4 protein-coding genes are annotated in these 2,914 nt (G+C 73.3%); all 4 read right to left on the minus strand.

Annotation, left to right across the window (positions count from 1 at the left end; translation table 11 throughout):
• A partial coding sequence (locus F8271_RS30745) for an energy-coupling factor ABC transporter ATP-binding protein (RefSeq protein ID WP_151493291.1) occupies positions 1–733 on the minus strand: 733 nt, incomplete at its 3' end.
• Positions 730–1,500: a cobalt ECF transporter T component CbiQ gene (cbiQ, locus tag F8271_RS30750; RefSeq protein WP_151493292.1), complete on the minus strand. Its 771-nt coding sequence runs from the start codon at positions 1,498–1,500 to the stop codon at positions 730–732. The genes cbiQ and F8271_RS30745, both read right to left, overlap by 4 nt.
• A 14-nt stretch (positions 1,501–1,514) precedes the next feature.
• Positions 1,515–1,994 (minus strand): PDGLE domain-containing protein, encoded by a 480-nt coding sequence (locus F8271_RS30755; RefSeq protein ID WP_151493293.1) that lies wholly within the window; start codon positions 1,992–1,994, stop codon positions 1,515–1,517.
• The gene (locus F8271_RS30760) at positions 1,991–2,707 is read right to left on the minus strand and encodes an energy-coupling factor ABC transporter permease (protein WP_151493294.1); all 717 of its coding nucleotides are present in this window, start codon (positions 2,705–2,707) and stop codon (positions 1,991–1,993) included. The genes F8271_RS30755 and F8271_RS30760 overlap by 4 nt, the downstream gene beginning before the upstream one ends.
• Between the last annotated feature and the right edge of the window lie 207 nt (positions 2,708–2,914).

Raw genomic sequence — 2,914 nt, forward strand, 5'->3', positions numbered from 1 at the left:
GGAGTTCCAGGCGGTGGCGGGCTAGCAGGGTCTCGTCGGCCAGCAACGTCGGGGTGGGGGCGTCAGCCACGATCCGGCCGTTGTCCAGGATCACCGAACGTTCGCACAGCTCCGCCGCGTACGGCAGGTCGTGGGTGACCATCAGCAGCGTCACCGGCAGGCCGCGCAGGATCTCGGCCAGCTCGCGTCGGGCCGCCGGATCCAGGTTCGACGACGGCTCGTCCAGCACCAGGATCTCCGGATGCATGGCGAGGACGGTGGCCACCGCCACCCGGCGGCGCTGCCCGAACGACAGATGCTGCGGCGCCCGGTCCCGGTGCTCACCCATCCCCACCGCCGCCAGGGCCTCGTCGACCCGGGCCGACAGCTCCGCCCCACGCAGGCCCAGGTTGGCCGGCCCGAACGCCACATCCTCCGCCACCGTGGGCAGGAACAGCTGGTCGTCCGGGTCCTGGAAGACGATGCCCACGCGGCGGCGCACCTCGGACAGGGTGGCCCGGTCCGGTGTGACGGTCAGCCCGCCGACGCTCACGCTGCCCTCGGTCGGGGTGAGGATGCCGTTGAGGTGCAGCACCAGCGTGGTCTTGCCCGCGCCGTTGGGCCCGAGCAGCGCCACCCGCTCGCCGCGCGGCACCGTCAGGTCCACACCGTGCAGGGCGACGTGCCCATCCGGGTACGCGTAGCGGACGCCACGAACGTCCAGCGAGACAGCGGTCTGCACGGCACCGATCATGTCAGCACGACGGCGGTGGCGGCGATGGAGGCCGCCACCACCGGTACGGTCGCCGCGATCAGCCACTGGCCGGCGGTCGCCGCGCCGTCGCCCTGCCACACGGCGGGCATCCGCCCGGTGTAACCCCGCGACAGCATCGCCAGGTAGACCCGCTCACCCCGCTCGAAGGCGCGCAGGAACAACGCCCCGATCCCGGCGGCGAAGCCACGCACCTGCCACAGGAAGCGCGGGTCGTCACCCCGGGAGATCCGGGCCACCCGCATCCGCCGCGCCTCGCCGACCAGCACGTCCAGGTAGCGCAGCATGAACGTGGCGATCTGGGTCAGCACCTGCGGGCAGTGCAGCCGGTCCAACCCCACGATCAGGTCCCGGGTGGTGGTGGTCGCGGCGAGCAGCAGCGAGGCGAGGACGCCCAGGGTGCCCTTGGCCAGGATGTTCCACGCGCCGTGCAGCCCGTCCTCGGACAACCGCAGACCCAGCACGTCGACCCGCTCGCCGGCGCCCAGGAACGGCAGCGCGACGGCGAACAGCACGAACGGCAGCTCGATCAACGCCCGGCTGAGCAGCCACCGCGGCCCCACCCGGGCCAGCGCCGCCACCACGGCCACCAGCAGGGCGTACGCGCCGAAGGCCCAGAACGCCTCGCGCGGGGTGGCCACCACGGCGATGGTGAAGACCACCATCGCCGCGATCTTGACCTCGGGCGGGAGCCGATGCACCGGCGAGTCCGACTCGCGGTACAGCACGTGCCCGTGACCGGCACCCATCCGCGTACCCCTGCTCAGCCGTTGGCGCCGGCGTGGCGCCGCTCGTCGGTGGACTCCACGGCGTCGCCCTCGGCGGACGTCGGCGCGTCGCCGGCGGTCGGCGCGTCGCCGGCGGTCGGCGCGTCGCCGGCGGTCGGCGCGTCGCCGGCGGTCGGCGCGGTGCCTCGGCGGCGCAGCAGCCAGAAGCCGCCGGCGCCGATCGCGAAGGTCACCAGCACCCCGAGCACCCCGGACAGGCCGGTGGAGACGAAGCCGTTCCGCACGCCGCGGACGCCGTAGTCGGCGAGCGGGCTGCCGGCCAGCTCGTGGTCCTTCGCCTGCTGGGCCGGGCAGCTACCGGCGACGATGGTGTCGTCGGCGTCGACCGTGCAGCCCTTGAGCAGCGACGAGTCCAGCCCGTCCGGGTGGGACGAGGCGTAGTTGCTCACCACGCCGGCGAGCAGCAGGGCGACCAGCAGGCCGCCGGCCAGGAAGGCCCAGGTGCGGTTCTTCATCGGACACCTCCGGCGACCGGGACGGCGGGAGCGGCGGGCTTGCGCAGCGAACGCAGCGCGTACACCAGGTCGGGGCGCACCTTCGCGACGGTGAGCACCGTGGTCGCGGTGATCAGGCCCTCGCCGATGCCGATGAGCAGGTGGACGCCGGCCATCGTTCCGGCCAGGCCGGCAAGGTTGCCGCCCAGGTCGGTGGTGCCGCCGAGCCAGTACTGCAGGACGAAGCCCTGCGACGCGACGACCACGCTGACCATCGCGGCGACGAAGGCGGTCACCGCCAGGCCGGCGGGCGTACGGGGCAGCACCCGCAGCAGCACGGCGATCAGCAGGTACGCCGCGGCGGTGCCGAGCAGCGCCATGTTCGTGATGTTGAGACCGAGCATCGCCACGCCGCCGTCGCCGAAGATCAGCGCCTGCACGACGAGGACGACGGCCACGCAGAGCGCGCCGACCCAGGGGCCGACCAGCATCGCGGCGAGCGCGCCACCGAGCAGGTGACCACTGACCCCGGCCGTGAAGATCGGAAAGTTGAGCATCTGGACGGCGAAGATGAACGCGGCCACCAGGCCGGCCATCGGTGCCAGCCGGTCGTCCAGGTCACGTCGGCCGCGCAGGACGCAGCCGGTGAGCACGGCGAGCGCGAGTGCTGCGAAGACCGCCGCCACGGGACCATTGATGATCCCGTTCGAGATGTGCATCGCCAGTGTGTCCACGCGACCTCCCACGCGTCAGCGGACCCGTCCGGGGCCGGCGTGGGTCAGCCTATTTCCCATGCCTCGTTGTTGCCAGATCCTGGCAACAACGGATGGCCTTGATCACCCCCGGTCGGCCCCGCTGGGCGCGTTCCGGGCTGCGGCGCGCCGGCACCGGCAGCACCGGCCGGCCCGGCGGTAGGGTCGGGCCATGACCGCGCCCGACCG

Origin of the sequence: Micromonospora sp. ALFpr18c, assembly GCF_008868155.1 — a bacterium.
In the GTDB taxonomy this organism is placed as follows: domain Bacteria; phylum Actinomycetota; class Actinomycetes; order Mycobacteriales; family Micromonosporaceae; genus Micromonospora.